Annotated in this window: 17 protein-coding genes; 15 read left to right on the forward strand and 2 right to left on the reverse strand. The window is 39.5% G+C overall.

What is annotated here, in order from left to right; all coding sequences use genetic code 11:
- Positions 1 to 261: 261 nt before the first annotated feature.
- A complete protein-coding gene (locus RMY32_RS14595; protein WP_322709147.1) occupies positions 262 to 759 on the reverse strand; it encodes a hypothetical protein in 498 nt (165 codons plus the stop codon).
- A 616-nt stretch (positions 760 to 1,375) separates the two neighbouring features.
- Between RMY32_RS14595 and RMY32_RS14600 the strand changes: the two genes are divergently transcribed.
- Positions 1,376 to 1,555, forward strand: coding sequence for a hypothetical protein (locus tag RMY32_RS14600; protein ID WP_322709148.1), 180 nt, complete (start codon positions 1,376 to 1,378; stop codon positions 1,553 to 1,555).
- 357 nt (positions 1,556 to 1,912) lie between these two features.
- Complete coding sequence (locus RMY32_RS14605; RefSeq protein ID WP_322709149.1) at positions 1,913 to 3,181, forward strand: hypothetical protein; 1,269 nt, start codon at positions 1,913 to 1,915, stop codon at positions 3,179 to 3,181.
- Positions 3,182 to 3,517: 336 nt separating this feature from the next.
- Here RMY32_RS14605 and RMY32_RS14610 read toward each other — a convergent pair whose 3' ends face one another.
- A complete protein-coding gene (locus RMY32_RS14610; protein WP_322709150.1) occupies positions 3,518 to 4,924 on the reverse strand; it encodes a response regulator in 1,407 nt (468 codons plus the stop codon).
- Positions 4,925 to 5,671: 747 nt separating this feature from the next.
- Here RMY32_RS14610 and RMY32_RS14615 point away from each other — a divergent pair.
- From RMY32_RS14615 to RMY32_RS14675, 13 genes are all read left to right on the forward strand, one after another.
- Complete coding sequence (locus RMY32_RS14615; RefSeq protein ID WP_322660910.1) at positions 5,672 to 6,346, forward strand: vWA domain-containing protein; 675 nt, start codon at positions 5,672 to 5,674, stop codon at positions 6,344 to 6,346.
- A 52-nt stretch (positions 6,347 to 6,398) separates the two neighbouring features.
- Entirely contained in the window at positions 6,399 to 7,181 is a 783-nt protein-coding gene (locus RMY32_RS14620; protein WP_322709151.1) for a PP2C family serine/threonine-protein phosphatase, read from the forward strand.
- A gap of 58 nt (positions 7,182 to 7,239) precedes the next feature.
- Positions 7,240 to 9,408 (forward strand): tetratricopeptide repeat protein, encoded by a 2,169-nt coding sequence (locus RMY32_RS14625; protein WP_322709152.1) that lies wholly within the window; start codon positions 7,240 to 7,242, stop codon positions 9,406 to 9,408.
- A gap of 327 nt (positions 9,409 to 9,735) precedes the next feature.
- Positions 9,736 to 10,509, forward strand: coding sequence for a glucose-1-phosphate cytidylyltransferase (gene rfbF / locus RMY32_RS14630; protein WP_322709153.1), 774 nt, complete (start codon positions 9,736 to 9,738; stop codon positions 10,507 to 10,509).
- Positions 10,510 to 10,625: 116 nt separating this feature from the next.
- On the forward strand, positions 10,626 to 11,840 hold the full coding sequence (gene lhgO, locus RMY32_RS14635; protein ID WP_322709154.1) for an L-2-hydroxyglutarate oxidase: 1,215 nt from the start codon (positions 10,626 to 10,628) through the stop codon (positions 11,838 to 11,840).
- 434 nt (positions 11,841 to 12,274) lie between these two features.
- The gene (locus tag RMY32_RS14640) at positions 12,275 to 13,303 is read left to right on the forward strand and encodes an SDR family oxidoreductase (protein ID WP_322709155.1); all 1,029 of its coding nucleotides are present in this window, start codon (positions 12,275 to 12,277) and stop codon (positions 13,301 to 13,303) included.
- Positions 13,304 to 13,403: 100 nt separating this feature from the next.
- Complete coding sequence (locus RMY32_RS14645; RefSeq protein ID WP_322709156.1) at positions 13,404 to 14,357, forward strand: glycosyltransferase family 2 protein; 954 nt, start codon at positions 13,404 to 13,406, stop codon at positions 14,355 to 14,357.
- A 38-nt stretch (positions 14,358 to 14,395) separates the two neighbouring features.
- Positions 14,396 to 15,403: a glycosyltransferase family 2 protein gene (locus RMY32_RS14650; RefSeq protein WP_322709157.1), complete on the forward strand. Its 1,008-nt coding sequence runs from the start codon at positions 14,396 to 14,398 to the stop codon at positions 15,401 to 15,403.
- Positions 15,404 to 15,453: 50 nt separating this feature from the next.
- Complete coding sequence (locus tag RMY32_RS14655) at positions 15,454 to 16,296, forward strand: phytanoyl-CoA dioxygenase (RefSeq protein WP_322709158.1); 843 nt, start codon at positions 15,454 to 15,456, stop codon at positions 16,294 to 16,296.
- 21 nt (positions 16,297 to 16,317) lie between these two features.
- Positions 16,318 to 17,163, forward strand: coding sequence for a phytanoyl-CoA dioxygenase family protein (locus tag RMY32_RS14660; RefSeq protein ID WP_322709159.1), 846 nt, complete (start codon positions 16,318 to 16,320; stop codon positions 17,161 to 17,163).
- Positions 17,164 to 17,400: 237 nt separating this feature from the next.
- Complete coding sequence (gene rfbC, locus RMY32_RS14665) at positions 17,401 to 17,958, forward strand: dTDP-4-dehydrorhamnose 3,5-epimerase (protein ID WP_322709160.1); 558 nt, start codon at positions 17,401 to 17,403, stop codon at positions 17,956 to 17,958.
- Positions 17,959 to 18,301: 343 nt separating this feature from the next.
- Positions 18,302 to 19,615 carry an NAD(P)H-dependent oxidoreductase gene (locus RMY32_RS14670; protein WP_322709161.1) on the forward strand — a complete coding sequence of 438 codons (1,314 nt, stop codon included), beginning with the start codon at positions 18,302 to 18,304 and terminating at the stop codon, positions 19,613 to 19,615.
- 317 nt (positions 19,616 to 19,932) lie between these two features.
- Positions 19,933 to 21,033 carry a glycosyltransferase gene (locus tag RMY32_RS14675; protein WP_322709162.1) on the forward strand — a complete coding sequence of 367 codons (1,101 nt, stop codon included), beginning with the start codon at positions 19,933 to 19,935 and terminating at the stop codon, positions 21,031 to 21,033.
- The last annotated feature ends 118 nt before the right edge of the window (positions 21,034 to 21,151 follow it).

Raw genomic sequence — 21,151 nt, forward strand, 5'->3', positions numbered from 1 at the left:
CTTGTTTTAGGAATCGTCTTTTGCTCTTATTTTAGGGTGCCTGCTAGCGATCGATGGCTACTCGCCCCGCAAGGCACACCCTTTCACTTGAACAATCCTACTACGTTAGACAGGCAATGTAAAAATAAGTAAATATATCTACGCAGGCAAGAAATACCGATTCTCCAAAATCAGGCTACAGATGTAAAGCTGAAAATCCAGATTCAGTCTAACTTTTTTAATTACGAATTACGAATTACGAATTACGAATTATTTAGTCATCTAATTTTTACTAACAACAATTTTAGCAATGTAGTCTTTGAGCGCGATCGCCTTTTTGCTATTTGGGTACGGGGAAACCTCGATCAATTTCACCGAATACTTATCTAAAAATTGAATTGGTAAAGCATCACGACCTGGGACAAGGGTTAGCGTTAATGTTGAAACTTGCTGACCATTTTTTATGATGTCTAATCCAATAATAACTTGCCCTTGCCAAATACAAGTTACATCAGAAGGACACCGAGAATCCTGGATAACTTTTGAAAATTTGATTTCAATATTTTCAGTGGGGAGGTAAGCTGTCCTTCCATATCTCAGATAAAATGGAGTATTTAAAGTAGTTCCAACTCTAGCCATCAATTGTTGATGATTACCTGGAGCAATTGATTTAACTTCTATGCTTGAAGGCTTGATATTGGATGATATTCCATAGCTAGGAAGACAATTTGCTCCACCAATCAATGTTAATATAACTGCTGCGCTTACTACACTTTTCATTTTTTATACTCCATAGTCAGGAAATTTTATTATTAGTTTAACCAGAAAGCAGACTGATAAATTATTTTGTTTTCTGCTAGAGTGAAGCTTCAAAACACAAAACGTAATTAGTTAACCTTTGTGCGTTGGCGCAACCCGTCGTAGACATCGCTTCTTGTATAACTATTAAGAGTGAGAACCGTTTGGTTTCTCACGCTTCAGTTAAAATACCATAAAACCAGCAATCTAAATACACAAGCTTTTTTCTGATTTCAAGAACTTCAACAGTGCTTTGCAAGGAATTTTTTGCTTAATTTAAGTAGAACGATACAAATAAAGCTAACTACCAATAATCGTCATTTGTCATTTGTCATTGGTCATTTGTAAAAGTTTCAAATGGTTTATGTTTCTTAATCTAGTTGGGTTTATTCTCCCCGACTTACTTATCTTAAAGATTCACCTACTTTTACTTTCTAGCACTATTAGTCCATAGTTTAGCAATTATTACATTATGTAAAAGGGACATTATTTTTTCTCTCTTCTCAACAAGCCCAGCTTATTGAAATGAGCAACGATCGCGATTTCACAAGGCGTAGCCCATCGGAGATATGGCTTTGAGACTTGGAAAATAAATCAAATGAGAAATGTTGATTTTTCTCGTTGGTTCTTAACATTGGTTGCGATCGAGAGTAATTTAGATGCGTTTGCTCTAGCGATCGCAGAACTTGAATCTTTAAAACTCGAGCAAACCTCACAAGTAATATTTTCTCATTCAATAGACTACAAAAATTACACTTTCCTCTTTTTTGTAGTGTAATTATATTGTATTGTGTTGTCGAACTCCAAAGAGATAAATTTGCCCCTCTTGGAGCCGAACAAATTACTGTACAAACTGCCTCTAAAGCATTCACTATCAGGATGATCGGACAATTTGCTGAAATCTATCTCAACAATATCGAAAGAATAGACAATCCAATCTAAAGAATAGGCAATCCAATCGAAATTTTGTTCATTTTAAATGTAAATCTGATTTTATATACTTTTACTAAATGTGGTGATTGCTGTTTTTATTAGTAGTTTTTATTGAAAAAAAGTAAAAAAATGCTTTCATTCATGTCGTTAATCTTCCTCTTGATAGAGGTATTTCAGTTTGAGTAATAGGAGTTTAATTCTAATGGCAACTTCTGGCAATAGCAATCAAACAACTGGGTCACAAAGTACTAGTAAGAATTTAACTGGTAATGGCAATTTTTCTTTCAGTGATGGCAAATGGCAGTCTACCGATGGCAGCAGTTTAGATGGTGGCGATGGCTTTGGTAGTGCTGCTAGCGGTGGCTTTGGTGGCAGTGTCTCTGGTGGCGATGGCTTTGGTGGTGCTGCTAGTGGTAGTAGTGTTTTCGCTTCCTTCATCGGTGGTGGTAACTCATCCACAACCAGTGAAGATGGAAAGTACAAATATAATTATGAGCGACCACTTGACGAGCGGGCTTTAACTGATACTAATAATCCGTTCAATCAACTCATCGGAGTCCTTGGCGGTGATATTAGTGTATTAGGTAGTGGTAGCGACAACCCCTTTGCTGGTGGTGCATCTGGTGGTAACGCATCTGGTGGTAATGCATCTGCTGGTGGCGCATCTAGTGGTAACGCATCTGCTGGTAATGCATCTGCTGGTGGCGCATCTAGTGGTAATGCATCTAGTGGTAGCGGCAACCCCTTTGCTGGTGGCGCATCTAGTGGTAACGCATCTGGTGGTAGCGGCAACCTTCCTGGTAACTTACCATTTGGCAGCACTCCACCCTCCAAGGAAAGTGGTAGTAACCTACCTGAAACTGGCAACGGTCAACCTGTACCTTATAAGAGTGACAACTGGATATCTGATATTCAAAAATTAGATGGTGCAAATACTACCGATAACAGTGGCCAAGGTAACGGTAACTGGCTATATGGTAGTAACAACACAACCGACGGTAATGGTAACTGGAATTTTGGTAGTGGTAACACAACCAACGGTAATGGAAACTGGAACTACGGTGATGGCGGTAAAACTGAAGGTAATGGCAACTGGGGCTTTGGTAACGAGAGCACAACCAACGGTAATGGTAACTGGAACTTAGGCAATAACAACGACATCCTTGGTAATGCCAATACACTACCTGGTAGTAAAAACGATATCCTTGGTAGTGGCAACACTGCCAATGTAACTAACAGCAATCTCCTGGGAAACCGGATTGAAGCTAGTGGTGATGACAAAACACTCGTTGGTAATGAAGGCTGGAATTTCTCTGTTAATGGCGAACTGATATCGCTAGGTAGTACTAAACCTAGCCAAAATATAGGAACTGATGTCAGCAGTTTACTCAGTAGTTCTGACCTTGTAACATCCGCCATATCAAATCCAGGCTACAACAACCCAAATTATGATTTCTCTACCATAGCCTAAAAGTTTGTGGCAGAAAGGCATCTGTTTTGCATCTGTAAGCCTGTCTATTGTGGCAATGGTTCTTTTTACCAACTTGAGTTGATTACATTTTGAATACAATACTTCTGGGTTAAGCTTTGCAGTTGACATTGCTCTCATTGAGCGGCGCAAGAATCAACCTTCTAGTACTTCAAGAATTTCAATCTGTTAGGACTTACGCAAACTCTACGATTCTTGACGTTATTGGCGTTCTTGGCAGTTCGATAAATTAAGCTTTTTAGCACTTTTTGCGTAAGTCTAATCTGTAATTAACCCAGAAGTATTACTCTTTAAAATGTAATGGGTAAGCTAGTTAATTTAAGTCAAATGCATAAAGACTATTTTCAGTAATTCGGCGCGAGTAAACGGTTTAGTCAGATATCCAGACGCCCCAACTAATTTGGCTTTTACTTTGTCTACGATTCCTTTATTCCCAGTGACAAAGATAATAGGAGTATTTTGAAATAGTGAATTATTTCGTATAATCCGGCACAACTCATAGCCATCAATTCCTAGCATGTTTAAATCCAACAAAATTAAGTCTGGTTTGTGCCTTATAATTGACAAAACTGCTTTCACTGGATCGTTAATAGTCACTACAGAAAAATTTTCATTTTCTAAGAAATAACTGATTTCTTTAAGAATTGTAGGGCTATCATCTACAGAAACGATTTTGTGGACTTTTTTTACTGTTACAGTAGCAGCCGTTACTCTTGGGGAAGCAGAATTTATGTTATTTGATATTGTTGGTTCCTGAACGTTTTCTTTGGAAGGAGTAGAAATCTGTGGTAATCGCTGAACAGGCACTATTTTCTCTTCAGGAATATTTTGGTAAGAATTAACAGTGTTACTTAGTTCTTGTTTCGTGTCAACTAACCCTGAAATCAATTTTGAGAAAAGCGTAGGCGTAGCCCGTCGTAGACATCGCTCCTCAAAAATCTTTGGTAATTTATCATAAGGTGGATCGGGTTCATGAAGGATAATCGCACCCTTAAGGATGTAAGGGTATAAATTGCGAGCTAATTGAATTTCATCTTGATTCAAAATTACAGCCAGATGACACAAGCTAAAACCCTTCATCCAGTTAATTAAATCTGGCTGTAGATTGGGTAAATCTTGGTCATCAAACTTGCTATTAATCAATAGATAGGGACGTTGATATGCTGAAGAAATTTTAGGTATAAAAGCCTGCCAGTTCTGTAATCTTAATTGGCAATACTCTAGAATTTTTTCGACACCTAATCGACAAATTTTTGGCATTCTATCAAGTGATTCTGTTAATTCATAAGTACCTTCTTTGATGAGCAAAAATGATTCAATTACCTCTTTAACTAATTCTTGAACCAGTACTGCTGCTTGTGTAGAATGTAGATGTTGTTCACTAACAAGCCAGGATATAGCCTGATACTCAGGAGGGTGGCTTCTCGAATTAGTGTCATCTATGATTAACTGACTGTGTGAGTCAGGTTCAAACATCAGCCGAACTTGATGGCGAACCTCATTAGTCAGGAGTGGAATTTGCTGGCTGAGGCGTCGCAAATGGCGTTCTAGTCGATCAAAGGGTTCCACGGAATGGGTAGCGTAAGTTATTTTGCCCTGTTCTAAGTAAATCGACCAAGAAACTGAGTTACTCAATACTTGTAAACAAGTACTGTCGGAACAATTGGATAATTGTCTTAACAAACTTAGAGGACGTAGTTTGGTGAATGTACCTGAGTTATTCATATTTTTCAAGTTTTTTGCGGAATCAACAAGCGAACATTTGTAGATTGAAAATATGAGCTATAAAGTATTCTCTTCTTTGTAATATTTTTCTAACCACAAATTATTTATTTGAAAATATGTACATATATTAAAAATTGTAAGACTTTTAAGTAGTCTGTTACATTTAGCACATTTTACTTAATCTATCTCAAAAATCAAGTAGGTATGAATAAAGGTAAGCATCTATCATAGCGAGATTATCAGTGGATGTTGGTTAATTCTGGATTTTACTAACTACTGACAACTCTTGAATGAAGACCTTAATAATGACGTTTCTTTATGCCCACTCACTTCAAGAAGCATATTTAATTCCAAGTTTGCGTAGTTACACTGGTATACTTCTAAAGTTAACGAACTTAATTATGGTTAATTACTTTTCCTTAAAGAAACGATTCTTCTACATAAAATCTTTAAAAACTTATCTAAAAAAGTTTACGTATTTATTGTACTGTAGGGTTAATGGATATAAATTTTTGGTAGATACATTACAACAGGTAATGCTGGGTTTTGATAAACTCTTTTTTGCTAAACTAAGCTGTACTCAAGTTCATCTTAAATATATAGAGAACTTCATGAAAATAATTTGTTTAATAAAGATTAGAGCATCTACCAATAGATACTATATTCTGTAGTCGCCTCGGCGATTGGAACTATATACTCTGAGCAAAGGGAAATAAAGCTTTGAACTTTAACATAACACAAAAAGTTATGCATGATACATTAAGACTTGATGAAGTAGTAGAATTTGCTGAGAACCCAGAACCCCGTTGTCCTTGTGTACTTTTATTAGACACATCTGGGTCGATGCAAGGAGAGCCGATTGAAGCTTTAAATCAAGGTTTACTAAGCTTAAAGGATGAACTAGTCAAAAATTCCTTAGCCGCCAGACGCGTGGAAGTGGCGATCGTCACTTTTGATAGTAATATCAATGTAGTACAAGACTTTGTGACTGCCGATCAATTCAATCCGCCGATTTTGACAGCACAGGGCTTGACTACAATGGGTGCAGGAATTCATAAAGCTTTAGACATAATTCAAGAGCGGAAATCTCAGTATCGTGCCAACGGGATTGCTTACTATCGTCCTTGGGTATTTATGATTACCGATGGAGAACCCCAAGGTGAGTTAGAGCAAGTGGTAGAGCAAGCATCCCAGCGCCTACAGGGAGACGAAGCGAACAAGCGGGTAGCATTCTTTACAGTTGGTGTAGAAAATGCGAATATGACGCGTTTAAATCAAATAACTGTACGTACTCCTTTAAAGCTGAAAGGATTAAATTTTATTGAGATGTTTGTCTGGCTGTCAACTAGTATGTCGGCTGTTTCTCATTCTCAAGTAGACGAACAGGTAGCACTACCGCCGATTGGTTGGGGGACTGTTTAATGAAAAATCGCAGCTTGATGTTTACGCAGCTAGCTGCTTGAAAAAAAAATTTATGAACATATCAAAACAGATTGCTCAATGGCGGATTGTGGCTGCGTCTGTATGTGGTACAAGTCACTTAAAAAACAATCAATTATGTCAGGATGCTCATCACTGGCAGATATTGTCAGATAATGTTTTAGTGGCGGCCGCAGCAGATGGCGCGGGTTCTGCTAGCCTTGGGAAAGTGGGAGCGATGATTGCTGTAGAGACAGCAATCGAAAACATTTCAACCATTGGGCTGACCCGAAGAAGTTTGACTGATGATACATTGGTGCGATCGCTCTTAAATGATGCCATATTCGCCGCCAAAAAAGCTGTGGAGGATGAGGCGGCTACTTGTGACAAACAGCCTCAAGATTTAGCAACTACCTTAATTATGCTGGTTGCCACACCAGAAGTTGTAGCTGTAGTTCAGATAGGTGATGGTTTGGCAGTGGCAAAAGATCGTCTGGGCAACCTGCTGGCACTGACGATGCCTGACAGCGGTGAATACATCAACGAAACCACTTTTTTAACTTCGCCTAATGCCTTAGATACAGCACAAATGAGATTATGGCGCACAGACATAGTAAACGTTGGTATCATCACCGACGGATTACAAATGCTGGCTTTGAATATGGTTGTTGGCGAACCTCACAAACCATTCTTTTTTCCGCTGTTTGAATTTGTCGCCAATACCGAGGATAAGACAGAAGCGAAGGAGCAATTGGTAAAATTTTTACGCTCAGAGCGGATTACGCAACGCACTGATGATGATTTAACACTCATTATAGCTGCATTCAACGACTCATGAGCAACAAATCTACAGGTTTCTACATCTTACAATAACTTCCGTTAGCGGTAATTTCATTATGCAGGTACTACGTTGTTCCCCCAAAAAAGAAATCCTCAGTCTCAATGTCAGTTTGGGACGTGGCGGTGAAGCTTGTGTTTATGCAGTGCCATCCGATAACGACTTGGTGGCGAAGATTTACCACAAGCCAACCACTGCTCATGCAGAGAAACTCCAGGCGATGCTTGCCAACCCGCCAGAAAACCCGACGGCGAGTTTAGGGCATATCTCTATTGCTTGGCCAGAGGATTTATTGCGGGCGGCAGATGGCAAAAATAGCATCCTGGGCTTTTTGATGCCACGTATTCAGGGGATGCGTCCAATCATCGACTTTTACAACCCCAGAACTCGTCGGCAACATTGCCCTTTATTCAACTATCAGTACCTGCTCCGCACGGCTCGAAACTTGGCGGCAGCTTTTGCCGCTTTGCACGCTAGTGGATATTGCATTGGTGATGTGAACGAGTCTAATATCCTCGTCAGTGATACAGCACTGGTAACTTTGATAGACACAGACTCTTTCCAAGTAACCGACCCAAACAGCAATGTTGTTTATCGCTGCCCAGTAGGTAAACCTGAGTTTACTCCACCAGAACTACAAAATAAAACTTTTGCCCAGCACGATCGCGAAATCTCTCACGATTTATTTGGGTTAGGGGTGCTAGTATTTCAACTTTTAATGGAAGGCACCCACCCATTTTCGGGGATTTTTCAAGGTGCGATTGAGCCACCACCTTACGAAGCACGCATTGCATCGGGTCATTTTACTTACAGCCAAAAGCGTTACGTACCCTACCTGCCGACACCCATTGCACCCCCTTGGGAAATTCTCCATCCCAGCTTACAGGAATTATTTATCCGTTGTTTTGAAGAAGGTCATAACAACCCACAACTACGCCCCAGTGCCCAGACTTGGCTCTCAGCCATCGCTGAAGCCGAAGAGTCCCTGATTACCTGTACGACAAATCCCCAGCATCGCTACAACAACCACATGCGTAGCTGTCCGTGGTGCGAACGTACAGTGCGATTAGGCGGACGCGACCCCTTCCCATCACATCGGGCTATAGAAGCTAGAGAACATCTCCAACCGCGAGTCAAAGCGAGAAAGCGCTACAATCAAACACCGCATTTTCCCCAGCGAGCCATGTCACCGCAGCAGCTAGTTAATTACTGGCAGCCAATAATGACTCCCAGCGGTTCATATAAACCTTCCAAAAAGTCAAAATTATACCCGATTATTTGTTGTTTGCTAGGTTTTGGTTTATTGGGATATGCAGACGTAATGATTAAATTTACTCAGCCGTTAGTTTCCCAAAATGCTTACACCCAACAAACAATCAAGTCTTCCCAGCCAAATAATAAACTCAGCTTCGCTGATTCTTATCAGCAAGGTTATATTGCTTATAAAGAGCGAGACTATGACAAGGCAATTGTCAATTTTAGCCAAGCAATTGAACAAGAACCGACACATGCTAGAGCAATTGTCAATCGTGGTAATGCCCGCTATAACCTGAAAGACTATGAAGGAGCAGTTACAGATTATAGCCAAGCTCTGAAAATCAATCCCAATCAAATCAAAGCTCTGGTAAATCGGGGCAATGCCCGCTATATGCTTGCCGAATATAGCAACGATCCCGATAAAGAATATAATCTAGCGATCGCAGACTATAATCGAGCCATTGGTCTAGATAATAATGAAATTGAAGCTTATGTCAGACGAGGGATTGTCCGCGCCCAAATGGCTAAATACAGCGGTGAATCTCAACAAGCTTACAAAAAAGCGATCGCAGATTTTACTCAGGCAATAAAACGTAATATCTCCAAAGCCGAAGCTTACTTCCAGCGGGGTGTTGTTTATTATCAAATTGCTCAATATAGCAGCAATTATCAGCAAGAATATAATCAAGCGATCGCTGACTTTAACGAAGCATTAGCCCTAAGCCCCAAACTAGCAAAAGCATATCTCAAACGAGGTATGGTTCGCTATGAACTGGCACAATATGGCGGTAGTGAATCGAACAAAAACCAAGCGAAAGCTGTCGAAGATATACAGACATCTGCCAAAATATTTCTTGAGCAAGATGACATGGATAATTATCAACAAGCACTCAGTAATATGTGTGTAGTCATCGAAAATAAATGTGACCCTTTATTCCAAGGCTCAAGTAATGTGGAAAAAACTAACTAGAAACAAGTAAGTTTTGTTACTAACATATTGTTGGTTTTGATTGAACAAATCAAGCCTGACTAGGGTTAGCTGGCGCTAACCCTAGTTATTTTATAGGTAATATTTTTATTTCATTGAGTAATTTATTTCTGTAGTTATAGATATTCATAGAGCTTTTATATAGAAAAGATTTTAATTTATCTTACCTTTATAATTTCATCGGAAATTACAGTTAGATTATTGACGGAGAAACAGAAATCAGAAATACATTTCTCTCCCTTGGAGTGCATCCTCTTCATCTCGAAAAAGTCGAATAATCATATCCCTACAAATCTCCGAGGTAATTGCATGAAAGCGGTGATTTTGGCTGGAGGTCTTGGTACACGCCTCAGTGAAGAAACCAGTGTTAGACCCAAGCCGATGGTTGAGATTGGTGGTAAGCCAATTCTTTGGCACATAATGAAAACTTACTCTGCTCACGGCATTAATGACTTTATTATTTGTTGTGGTTACAAAGGTTACATAATTAAAGAGTATTTTGCTAACTACTTCTTACATATGTCAGATGTTACTTTTGATATGCGCTTTAACCAGATGAACGTGCATTCTGGTTATGCAGAACCCTGGCGTGTCACCTTAGTAAATACGGGTGATAATACAATGACAGGCGGACGCTTAAAGCGAATCAGCGAACATCTTGGTAATGAAACTTTTTGCTTTACTTATGGCGATGGTGTCAGTAATATTAATATCACCGAGCTAGTTAAATTTCACAGAGAACAAAATAGTTTAGGAACACTTACAGCTGTTCAGCCCGCTGGACGTTTTGGTGCTATTTCTTTAGGATATGAGCAAACCAAAATCACTAGCTTTCGGGAAAAACCCGAAGGTGATGGAGCTTGGATTAATGGCGGTTATTTTGTGTTAGAACCAGAAGTAATCAACTTAATTGCTGATGACTCTACGGTATGGGAACAAGAGCCATTAGAAAAGCTAGCTGATATGGAACAGCTATCAGCTTTCAGGCATGATGGGTTTTGGCAACCAATGGATACTTTACGCGATAAAAACTATCTCGAAGGGCTGTGGAAGAACAATCAGGCTCCTTGGAAGGTATGGTAAGAAGAGTTAGGAGTTAGGAGTTATGAGTCAGGAGTCAAATAACAAATGACAAATGACAAGTGACAAATGACAAATGACTTTATAGATTTACTGTAATTTGAAGTGCGATAATACTAATGTATGATTTTGCGATTATAGGTGGGGGAATAGTTGGACTCTCGACAGCGTTGGCTTTAGGAAAACGCTATCCCAATGCCCAGATTTTAGTACTAGAAAAAGAGAGTCAATGGGCATTTCACCAAACTGGTAATAATAGCGGGGTAATTCATTCTGGTATTTACTACAAGCCAGGGAGTTTCAAAGCTAAATTTTGTCGTGATGGTTCTCGTTCAATGGTAGAATTCTGCCAAGAGCATGGAATTGACCATGAAGTTTGTGGTAAAGTAATTGTCGCCACTGAAAAACAAGAACTACCACGCTTAGAAAATCTTTACCAACGCGGCTTAGACAATGGCATAGAAGTCCAGAGAATTAGCCCCGAAGAAGTTAAGGAAATTGAACCTCATGTTAGATGTGTAGGTGGAATTCGGGTATCCTCAACTGGTATTGTTAATTACAAGCAAGTTTGTTTGAAATATGCCGAGCTTATTCAACAGCAGGGTGGAAATTTACACCTGAATACAAAAGTCCTAAAAATCTTTGTAAGTGGTAAAAATCAGGTATTGCAAACAAACAACGGCAACTTTGAAACCCGCTTTGTAATTAATTGTACTGGATTGCATAGCGATCGTACCGCCAAACTAGGTCAAGTTGAACCCCAAGCCAAAATTGTCCCATTCCGGGGAGAATACTACGAACTCACCCCAGAAAAACGTTATCTGGTCAAGACACTAATCTACCCAGTTCCCAATCCAGATTTCCCCTTTCTAGGTGTCCACTTTACCCGGATGATTGATGGTAGCGTCCACGCAGGCCCAAACGCGGTTCTATCCCTCAAACGCGAAGGTTACAAAAAAACCGACTTTGACTTACGAGATTTTCTGGAAGTCATTACCTATCCCGGTTTCTGGAAATTAGCAGCTAAACACGCTGATGAAGGCATCCAAGAAATCATTCGTTCTTTTAGCAAAGCAGCCTTCACCAGAAGTTTACAAAAACTAATTCCCGAAGTGCAAGCAGAAGATTTAATTCCCACCCATGCAGGAGTCCGTGCTCAAGCCTTAATGAACGATGGCAAGCTTGTAGACGACTTTTTGATTGTTTCTGGTCAAAACTCCATTCATGTTTGCAATGCTCCTTCTCCTGCTGCCACATCTTCTCTAGAAATCGGCAAAGCGCTTGTGGCAGAAATTCCCCAACTTTCGCATCTAGAGAGTGTAGTAATTGCATAGATAGCATCGTTGTTATTTCCGGGACTGCTGAATTAAGGGATGAATCTTGTATAGTGGGCATCTTTGTCTGCCTGAAAATACAAGGGACAGGTAAGACACCCATCCCACAAGAAAAAAGTGTCATGCATCAATTAAGAACCGCTATAGAGTGCTGCTACCCAATAAGTAAGCCTGCAAAGGTTTTAATAATTACATAATGACTTTAGCCAAGTTATATATAGCAAAGTGCTGTTAGCGGTAGCGGGGCGTTTAGCCCGTGCTGAGTAAAAACCCAGTTTTGTCAAGGTTTTGAGCGCTCAATACTGTCCTAACCTATGTGACTACGGCTATACAGCGCTTCCCTTCTAGATGCAACACACTCTAGGGCGTACATCTATGCGTCCAGTTAAACGAAGAATTCAACTCATCAATACAATACAAAGGAATTAACCACAATGAAAATATTAGTAACAGGAACAGAAGGTTATCTAGGTTCATTATTACCGCCTCTGTTAATCGAACGAGGACATGAAGTTATTGGTCTAGATACTGGTTTCTATAAAGTTGGTTGGCTGTACAACTCTAGTGGAGTGACACCCAAAACCCTTAATAAAGATATCCGCAACATCACACCTGATGATTTAGAAGGTATTGAAGCCATAGTTCACATGGCAGAACTTTCCAACGACCCAGCCGGACAATTGGCACCCAATATTACCTATGAAATTAATCATGTAGGTTCAGTTCGTTTGGCTAGTCTAGCTAAGGCTATGAATGTACGTCGTTTTGTATATATGTCTTCATGCAGTGTCTACGGTGTTGCTACCGCAGGTGATGTTACAGAAGAATCCGCAGTTAATCCCCAAACAGCCTACGCAGAATGTAAAACTCTCGTAGAAAGAGATGTCGCACCACTCGCTGACGATGACTTCTCTCCCACCTTTATGCGGAATGCAACAGCCTTTGGTGCTTCTCCTAGAATGCGCTTTGATATTGTTTTAAACAACTTAGCAGGGTTGGCATGGACAAGCAAAGAAATCAAAATGATTAGTGATGGCACACCTTGGCGGCCATTAGCCCACGCATTGGATATTTGCAAAGCAATAGTTTGCACCTTAGAAGCACCACGAGACATTGTACATAACCAAATCTTCAACGTGGGAGATACAGCGAATAATTATCGCGTTAAAGAAATTGCGGAAATTATTGCTGATGTTTTCCCAGATTGTAAATTATCCTTTGGTGATAACGGCGCAGATAACCGCAGCTATCGCGTATCTTTCGAGAAAATTAACACAATCCTACCCGGATTTAAATGTGATTGGAATGCCCGACTTGGTGCCCAGCAGTTATTTGATTTATTCAGTCAAATACACATGGCTGAAGATACGTTCTTGTTTAGAGGATTTACTCGCTTAAAACAGCTAGAGTATCTAATTCGGACAGAGCAGATTGACAAAGATTTTTTCTGGAATAAAAAGTAGCTAAAGTTGCCTATTAGTAACCAAAAATAATTTAAGCATCCGAATCAAATAGTATTGATTCGGGCTTACTTCATCCATAAAAATATTTGTAAACTATTATATGAATAAATTACTGACTATCGCAATTCCTACATTCAATCGTGCTCATATTTTAGATAAACAACTTACTTGGTTAGCCAATTCTATTAAAAAATTTGAGTCTGACTGTGAAATTTTTATTTCTGATAATTGTTCGACAGATAATACCCAAGAAATTATTAAAAAGTGGCAGTTAATTCTTAGTAATGTCACATTTACATCAAACAGTAATAGTGAAAATATTGGGGTCATGGGTAATATTGCGTGTTGCTTAAAAGCCCCAAATAGTAAATATATTTGGACAATTGGCGATGACGACCCAATTCAAGAGAGAACCCTAGATTATGTGTTAACGACACTAAAAAAACATTCAGATTTAGGACTAATGCTTTTAAACTTCTCTGGTCGTCAAAAACAAACAGGTCAACTTGTTGTCGAACGCTGGTTGAATAGTGATAACGACGAACTAAAAGTTGATGGTAAAACTGTATTTCAAAGTTACCTGAATGAAAATTTTGGTGGTGTAGTTTTTATATCAGCAGCAATTTATCGCACAAATTTAGTGCAACGAGCTTTACAAAAATGGCCGTCTGCTACTAATAATTGGGCGTCTCAAGCATATTGGACTGCATTTTGTGCTGCTCATGGAAGTATCATCGTCACTAAAGACACTTATTTAGAATGTACTATGGGCGCTAGTCTTTTGGATCTTGACCCAACATGGAACTTTAGAATGCGATATGCATACATACCTGAAGTTTATATCAAACTACTACAGGTAGGATATCCTCATAAATTTTGTCAGGAAATGATTTGGCAGAATTTCCATCAAAAAACTGACTTGAAAATTTTATTAGGTGCTTTAAAACGTTGGCCTTTCTTGACAATCAAGATATTTATTCCTTACCTACGTTTGTTAAGTATATCAGCTTGGGCAATTCTTTTCCCACCCAAACAGCTAGAGACTAGCCTGTAACCATTTATATATCAATTTATTAACTACTATTTATTACCATGCAGAAATTATTGACCATTGCTATACCGACTTATAATCGGGCTGAATTACTAGATAAACAGTTAGCATGGCTAGCTCAAGCTGTCAAAGGTTTTGAAGATGATTGTGAAATTTTAGTTTCTGATAATTGTTCAACAGACAACACTCAGGATGTAATCAACAAATGGCAAATAATACTTAGCAATATTCTATTTAAATCAAATAAAAATCCTCAGAATTTAGGCGTTGTCAAAAATATTATGTATTGCCTAAATTCGACAACAACAAAATATGTTTGGACAATTGGTGACGATGACCCAATTCAAGATAGAGCTATTGCTTATGTAATTAGCAAACTTAAGCAATACGAAGATTTATCACTATTGTTTCTCAACTTTTCCGGTCGAAACCAAATTACTGGTGAACCAGTTCATCCACCAACAATTGTTGGTAATCGCTGGTTTGATATAGATAGTGAAGATGGTGATGGTGATGGTAAAGCTATATTTGAGCATTGTTTCTCAAAAAGTGTTGGTGCAGTTATTTTTCTGACTGCTACAATTTACCGTACTGATTTAGTGAAATGCGCTCTCCAAAATTGGCAAGATGCTGAGAATAATTGGATATCTTTAGCATATTTAGCCGGGTATTGTGCTTCTAATGGTCGTGTAATTGTCACGAAAGAGACTTATTTAGAATGTGTTGTGGGTGTAAGTTATTGGCAGAAAGAACCAAAATCTGCACTGTTAATGCAATACAAACACATACCCGAAGTAATTTTGAAATTGGAACAGAGTGGATATTCTAAGCAGTTTTGTCGGCGGATGCTTTTGCAAAACGGTAAAGAAGTCAACTTGAAAGTTTTCTTAGGTGCTTTAAGAAGATGGCCTATGTCTGCCATTAAGACAGTAGTCCCATTTTTGGCTTTAGTCGGTTTATGTGCTTTTGACGTGATAATTTCTAAAGAATTTAGTTTAGCCGAATCAAATGAAATACCTGCTCAAGAAATACGAAACTATAAGCCATAAGCTACTAAATTACTGATAAATCGACATTGAAACTGGAAATAGTTTACCACATGTTTAGTGTAATTAAACGCAAAATATTTACGCTGTCTGCTGATTTTGAATATTATGTAGCTCGTTGGAAGCATAGCAGAAATCTGCCAGCATTGGAAGGGCGCGATCGCAACATTCTCAAAGCTCTCAAAAAAGACGGTGTTTGTGTCACAACACTGGCAGATTTAGGCTTCGACTCTAGCTCCGAACTGCTCAAAGCTGCTTATCAGCAATTGTCTCAGATGGAAAATCCCAACAACGACCATCTAGATGAAAAGTTACCACAAATTTACACGGTTACAGGTTTAGCAGAATTTTATGCTTGGGCAATGGAGAAAAGACTTCTCAATCTGATCGAAAATTATATTGGTCTGCCTATTGCTTTTCATGGTGTACATTTACGTAAAGATTTCCCTAGCAAACATCAGTTTGGCACACTGCTATGGCACAGCGATGCTGAAGACCACCGCATTATCAAAATCTTTATTTACTTGAATGATGTCGAAGAAAAAACTGGGCCTTTTGAATACATTCCCCGCTCTTTAACTTCCTTGTTTAGTTGGAATTATATTCAGCTTTACTACAAACTTTGGAAATCAGGTTATATGGGCATCGATGATGAAAAAGTAAAACCAGTCATCCCCAAATCAGCTTGGAAATCCTGCCCAGGGCCAGCAGGTACAGTCATTATTGTAGATACGAAAAATGCTTTGCATCACGGCACAGTCCGCACAGAAGAACGCTCAACACTATTCTTTTGTTACACCGCTAACCCTCCTGAAAGACCAGAACTCTGCACCCAATACTGGGATGATACTTATCCCAGAGCAGAGTTAAGGCAGCAAGTAGAAAATAGCCGATAGTCTATTAAAGGTAGTCATGTCATGCTGCTCAAGATTAAACGCAAAATATCTTCACTGGGATCTGAATTAGTTTACAGATTAGCACTTTTAAAACACGCTGCTAATTTGCCTGTACTAGAAGCAAGCGATCGCAAAATTCTTGATGACCTTAAATTTGATGGTATTCATATTACCACACTTGCTGAATTGGGATTCGATTCAACAGCAGAATTGCTCAAGGCAGCTTATGGTTATTCGTCCCAAATGGAATCTAGCAATCATGACGATTCAAAGGAAAAATTTCCCCAAATTTACACAGTTACATATTTACCTGAATTTGCAACTTGGGGAAGCGAAAAAAGGCTTCTAAACATCATTGAAAACTACATTGGTCTGCCAATCATTTTTCATGGTGTACATCTCCGCAAAGATTTCCCTAATAAAAATCAGTTTGGTACACAACTATGGCATAAAGATGCAGAAGACCGCCGCATGATCAAAATCATTATTTACTTAAATGATGTTGAAGAAAAGCACGGGCCATTTGAATATATCCCAGCCTCTTTAACCTCTTTATTTAAATTCAACTATTACCGTACTTACTACAAGCTTTGGCAATCTGGTCATTTAGGTATCACCGATGAAGAACTAAATGAAATCATCCCGAAAGAGGCTTGGAAATCTTGTACAGGATCGGCAGGAACAGTCATTATTGTCGATCCCAAAAAAGCCATACATCACGGTACATCACGCACTGAAGATAGGTTAACTTTATTCTCGTGCTACACTTCTACTTCTCCCGATCGCCCAGAAGTTTGTACTCAATATCGAGACAATACTTTTCCCCAACCAAAGTTAACTGAACCAGTCAGTAATAGCGCCATATAGTTCAATACAGTTCAGTTAAGCTTTTTATCTCTCCCCCTGCTTCCCCTGCTCCCCCTGCCTGCCTTAACAGATAAATTTGCTTAACCCAAGCGTATTGCCATATAGTTCAGTTAAAGCAAGCTGCTTGTTAATCTAAAAATCTGCTCAAAACTATTTTTGATGAGATTTCTAACAAGTTAAGTTTTCAAATTTGCCAAGTTTTGTTATCGTCAATATTCCTATCAAGGTTATTCATTCATGATCTTCACTCAAACTGCACTCAAAGACGCATTCATCATTGATTTAGAAGAAAAGCCAGATCATCGTGGTTTTTTCGCTCGGTCTTTTTGCGCTCAAGAATTTGCAGCACACGGATTAAAGCCAACAGTTGCCCAATGTAATCTGTCTTTTAATTATAAAAAAGGCACTATCCGCGGAATGCACTATCAAATTTTGCCAGCAGCAGAAACAAAATTAATTCGCTGTACTAAAGGTGCAATCTACGACGTAATTATTGATATGCGTCCTGAATCTCCTAGCTTTTTATCATACATTGGTGTAGAGCTAACCCCAGAAAATCACCGTGCTTTGTATATTCCAGAAATGTTTGCTCATGGCTATCAAGCGCTAACCGATGAGACTGAAGTTGTATATCAGGTGGGTGAATTTTACACTCCAGGATATGAAAGAGGTTTACGCTATGACGACCCATTTTTTAACATTGATTGGCCTCTAGATGTGACTGAAATCTCCGAGAAAGATTTAAATTGGCCTTTGTTGAGAATGATGACTGTTGGCGGTACAGCTTCCAGATAACTATAGCAAGGGACTGGGGACTGGGGACTGGGTGAAAAGCCTTTTTGTGTCTAAGTTTTATCGTCTGTTGATGTCCTAACCACCAAGACTTGTGCTATATATAGCGATCCTAAATGAGATTGTGAAAATTTTTGTTATGGTCGTCCTTTGTCATTTGTAATCACAAATGACAAATGACAAATGACTAATGACTAATGACAGCCAATTATAACATCTAGCAAAAAACCAGTTAGTAGCTGTCATTAATGAAAATGTACTTAATGTTGATCTGTAAAAAATTATTAAGTGCAAAATTATCGAGAATTTGTAACACAACAAACAGTTCCAAAATGGAGTTTAGTTCATGATTATTATCGATCGCGCCTTACAAGCCCGTGCAGCAGCAGGAAATCCTATCAAGGTGGGAATGATTGGTGCTGGTTTTATGGGTCGAGGAATTGCCAACCAAATTGTCAATTCAGTGCCAGGAATGGAGTTAGTTGCTATATCCAATCGCCAGATTGGTGCAGCTAAACAAGCTTATTCAGAAGCAGGAATTGAAGATATTCAAGTTGTTGCAACTGTCAGCGAATTAGAAGATGCGATCGCTAACGGTAAGTATGCAGTCACAGAAGACGCTAAGTTACTGTGTCGGGCTGAAGGCATCGATGCATTAATCGAAGTCACGGGTGCAGTGGAATTTGGCGCTGAGATCGTGATGGAAGCGATCGCCTACCGCAAACATGTGATTATGATGAATGCTGAACTCGATGGCACCATTGGCCCCATCCTGAAAGTGTATGCCGACAAAGCAGGCGTGATTCTCAGCGCTTGTGATGGCGATCAGCCAGGGGTGCAAATGAACCTTTATCGCTTTGTCAAAAGCATTGGTTTAACTCCCTTATTGTGCGGTAACATTAAAGGACTCCAAGACCCCTATCGCAATCCCACCACCCAAGAAGAATTTGCTAAACGTTGGGGTCAAAAGTCCCACATGGTGACTAGTTTCGCCGACGGAAGCAAAATTTCCTTCGAGCAAGCGATCGTTGCTAATGCCACAGGTATGAAAGTCGCCAAACGGGGAATGCTAGGATATGACTTCAGCGGTCATGTCGACGAAATGACTCAGTTATATGATGTTGAACAACTTAAAGAACTGGGCGGTATTGTCGATTATGTAGTTGGAGCAAAACCAGGCCCAGGTGTATATGTATTTGCCACTCACGACGACCCCAAGCAACGCCACTATCTCAACTTATATAAATTAGGCGAAGGCCCACTTTACAGCTTCTATACTCCTTATCACCTCTGTCATTTTGAAGTTCCTTTGTCCGTAGCGCGTGCTGTTTTATTTGGTGATGCTGTGATGTCTCCGCTAGCAAGTCCGCTAGTAGATGTTGTCACCACCGCCAAAATCGACCTGAAAGCAGGAGAAATCTTAGATGGCATCGGTTACTACATGACCTACGGACAATGTGAAAATTCCGATATCGTCCAACAGCAAAATCTTCTACCAATGGGTTTAGCTGAAGGGTGCCGCCTCAAACGAGATATTTCTAAAGATCGAGTCCTCACTTATGAGGATGTAGAATTACCTGAAGGCAGACTTTGCGACCAATTACGAGCTGAGCAAAATGCCTATTTCGCTCCAGAAAAAATCTTAGTAGCAGTTGGATAATATCGGTTCTCAAAACATTTGCCACAAAATTTGCCACAAATGAATTAGCTGTAGGGGCGTACAGCTGTACGCCCCTAATACGGTTTGGATGAGATCCCCCCGTCTGCGGCGACCCCCTTAAAAAGGGGGTGAAAGAATCAGAAAAAGCCCCCCTTTTTAAGGGGGGTTGGGGGGATCTCCGAGTCCGCTACCAACATATTTGTCACAAAAATTTCATCAAGAGGATAAGAAGCTATACTGCGGGACACTAAAGTTGTTGATAGTAACTTGCTGGGGAGCGTTTCAACAAACCCGATCGAAACTTTAGGTCAAATTCCATGAAAATTGCTCTCGTCCATGATTATTTAACCCAGCGAGGTGGGGCAGAGCGTGTGTTTGAACTGCTTTGTAAGCGCTATCCCGAAGCAGATATTTTCACATCTTTGTACGATCCCCAAAAAACGATCGATCTAGGCGATCGCATAGTTAATACAACCTTCTTACAAAAGATTCCTGGTGCAGCAAAATATTTCAGGTCGATGGCTCCTTTATATTTTCCTGCCTTTCGTGCCTTGGATTTGCAAGACTACGATTTAATTATTAGTAGTAGCACCAGCTTCGCCAAAGCAGTACGAAAAAACCTCAATGCTCGCCACATTTGTTTTTGCCATAACGTTACCCGTTTCTTATGGGATACAGCAACTTATTTAAGAGAGTACGGAGACTATCGATATTTTGCTCCTTTAATCGAACAAATATTTCAAGTCATGAGAAAGGTAGACCTGAAATATGCACAGGAACCTGACCTTTACATTGCTAATTCCAGCGTTGTTGCCCGCCGAATTGAACATATTTATGGCAAAAAGGCAATGATGGTGAACTATCCAATTGATACTAGTAAATTTGTTTTTTCAGATATAAAAGATGAATATTATCTGGCCTCCGCCCGGATGATTAGTTATAAGCGACTTGATATAATAGTCGAAGCTTTTAATTGGTTAGGGTGGCGGCTATTAATATCTGGTGACGGGCCAGAACTAGCACGGTTAAAATCCAAAGCATTACAAAATATTGTGTTCTTGGGACACGTAAGTGATAGAACCCGCAAAGACTTGTTTTCCAAAGCCAAGTCTATTATTGTCGCAGCCTTAGAAGATTACGGATTAGTTCCAGTAGAAGCTAATGCTAGCGGTACACCAGTCATCGCTTATGGTGCTGGTGGAGTATTAGATACTCAAATCCCAGGTGAAACAGGAGTCTTTTTCAAAAGGCAAACACCCGAATCTCTCCAAGTTGCCTTACTAGAAGCTAACAGCATTTCTTGGGATTACGATCGCATCCGTAATCATGCAGTAGCAAATTTTTCAGAAAATGCATTCTTTGGCAAGGTTGAGCAAATTATCAATCAAGCTTGTGGCGTGCAGCAATTATTCATTTGATTTCTGAATTTTCCACTATAAAATTACCTATTTATTTTCTCGTCCTTGGCGGATTGTTAAAAACAATAGGTATTCTTCGGAATCTCTCTTAGCGTAAGTCTTGAAGACAAGGATATAA

Source organism: Nostoc sp. ChiSLP03a, from assembly GCF_034531215.2.
Classification (GTDB): domain Bacteria; phylum Cyanobacteriota; class Cyanobacteriia; order Cyanobacteriales; family Nostocaceae; genus Nostoc.

Excerpts from the sequence above, each read along its gene's own strand:
- RMY32_RS14660 (WP_322709159.1), top strand. The coding sequence starts at position 16,318 with ATGCTGCTCAAGATTAAACGCAAAATATCTTCACTGGGATCTGAATTA.
- RMY32_RS14615 (WP_322660910.1), top strand. The coding sequence starts at position 5,672 with ATGCATGATACATTAAGACTTGATGAAGTAGTAGAATTTGCTGAGAAC.
- RMY32_RS14625 (WP_322709152.1), top strand. The coding sequence starts at position 7,240 with ATGCAGGTACTACGTTGTTCCCCCAAAAAAGAAATCCTCAGTCTCAAT.
- RMY32_RS14650 (WP_322709157.1), top strand. The coding sequence starts at position 14,396 with ATGCAGAAATTATTGACCATTGCTATACCGACTTATAATCGGGCTGAA.
- lhgO (WP_322709154.1), top strand. The coding sequence starts at position 10,626 with ATGTATGATTTTGCGATTATAGGTGGGGGAATAGTTGGACTCTCGACA.
- RMY32_RS14600 (WP_322709148.1), top strand. The coding sequence starts at position 1,376 with ATGAGAAATGTTGATTTTTCTCGTTGGTTCTTAACATTGGTTGCGATC.
- RMY32_RS14595 (WP_322709147.1), bottom strand. The coding sequence starts at position 759 with ATGAAAAGTGTAGTAAGCGCAGCAGTTATATTAACATTGATTGGTGGA.
- RMY32_RS14620 (WP_322709151.1), top strand. The coding sequence starts at position 6,399 with ATGAACATATCAAAACAGATTGCTCAATGGCGGATTGTGGCTGCGTCT.
- RMY32_RS14655 (WP_322709158.1), top strand. The coding sequence starts at position 15,454 with ATGTTTAGTGTAATTAAACGCAAAATATTTACGCTGTCTGCTGATTTT.
- rfbF (WP_322709153.1), top strand. The coding sequence starts at position 9,736 with ATGAAAGCGGTGATTTTGGCTGGAGGTCTTGGTACACGCCTCAGTGAA.
- RMY32_RS14605 (WP_322709149.1), top strand. The coding sequence starts at position 1,913 with ATGGCAACTTCTGGCAATAGCAATCAAACAACTGGGTCACAAAGTACT.
- RMY32_RS14645 (WP_322709156.1), top strand. The coding sequence starts at position 13,404 with ATGAATAAATTACTGACTATCGCAATTCCTACATTCAATCGTGCTCAT.
- RMY32_RS14675 (WP_322709162.1), top strand. The coding sequence starts at position 19,933 with ATGAAAATTGCTCTCGTCCATGATTATTTAACCCAGCGAGGTGGGGCA.
- RMY32_RS14640 (WP_322709155.1), top strand. The coding sequence starts at position 12,275 with ATGAAAATATTAGTAACAGGAACAGAAGGTTATCTAGGTTCATTATTA.
- rfbC (WP_322709160.1), top strand. The coding sequence starts at position 17,401 with ATGATCTTCACTCAAACTGCACTCAAAGACGCATTCATCATTGATTTA.
- RMY32_RS14610 (WP_322709150.1), bottom strand. The coding sequence starts at position 4,924 with ATGAATAACTCAGGTACATTCACCAAACTACGTCCTCTAAGTTTGTTA.
- RMY32_RS14670 (WP_322709161.1), top strand. The coding sequence starts at position 18,302 with ATGATTATTATCGATCGCGCCTTACAAGCCCGTGCAGCAGCAGGAAAT.